Genomic DNA, 906 nt, shown 5'->3' with positions numbered 1-906 from the left:
TATTTGTGGTGTCACTCACTTTAGGGGGCAGACTGTCCCCGTTATCAATTTAAGTCAGGCAATTGGTATGAGGCCGCTTGAGGTTAACAGTGAATCCATTATTGTCGTCTCTGAATATAATCGAAGTGTGCAGGCTTTTTTGGTTGCCGGAATAGAGCAAATAGTTAACCTCAATTGGGAAGATATCATGCCGCCTCCGGTAGCGGCGGGTAGGGCGCATTACTTAACGGCCATAACACGCTATCAGGAACAGATTGTCGAGATTATTGATGTAGAGAAGGTCTTGTCAGATATTTCTCCGTATTCAACTGATGTCTCTGAAGAGCTTCTCGAGAATGAGTTGATTGATTCATTAGGAGAAAAGTTTGTTTTGGTGGTCGATGACTCACCGGTCGCAATTGCACAGGCGACCGGTACGATAGAAAAGCTAGGTTTACCTACCATTACTGCACCAAATGGCTTAAGAGCTTATGAAATGCTTAAGGAGTGGGCGGATAATGATCCGGAAAAGCTTAAGCAATGCTTACTTGTGCTAACAGATGCCGAGATGCCGGAAATGGATGGTTATCGACTAACGACTGAAATTCGTAAAGATGATCGATTGAGCCACTTTTATGTAATTATGCATACTTCTTTGAGTGGTAGTTTTAACCAGGCTATGGCAGAGCGAGTTGGGTGTAATCGCTTGCTATCCAAATTTCAGCCTGATGAGCTTGCAACAGCTGTTCTTGACTACGTCAAAGAACAGGCTTCTTAAATGTCTGAATATAAAATTTCCGCTTTGAATATTCATCCGGTCAAATCTCTTGGTCCGGTATCCTTAAGTGAAGTTGAAATTGATCGCTTTGGTTTGCGTTTTGATCGACGTTTTATGTTGGTGGATGATGCCGGGCGATTTATTACTCA

The 906-nt window shown here is 42.8% G+C and carries 2 protein-coding genes; both read left to right on the top strand.

Going from position 1 to position 906, the window contains the following annotated elements:
- Positions 1–757 (top strand): chemotaxis protein (locus tag A3735_RS25105; RefSeq protein ID WP_082885997.1); only part of this gene is annotated, 757 nt, incomplete at its 5' end.
- On the top strand, positions 758–906 hold a 149-nt coding region (locus A3735_RS32705; protein ID WP_197486037.1), incomplete at its 3' end, for an MOSC N-terminal beta barrel domain-containing protein. It lies immediately after the preceding gene.

It is taken from the genome of Oleiphilus sp. HI0061, assembly GCF_001635675.1.
The sequence above is the reverse complement of the archived record's forward strand: the minus strand, read 5'-3'. Positions and strand labels throughout refer to the sequence as shown.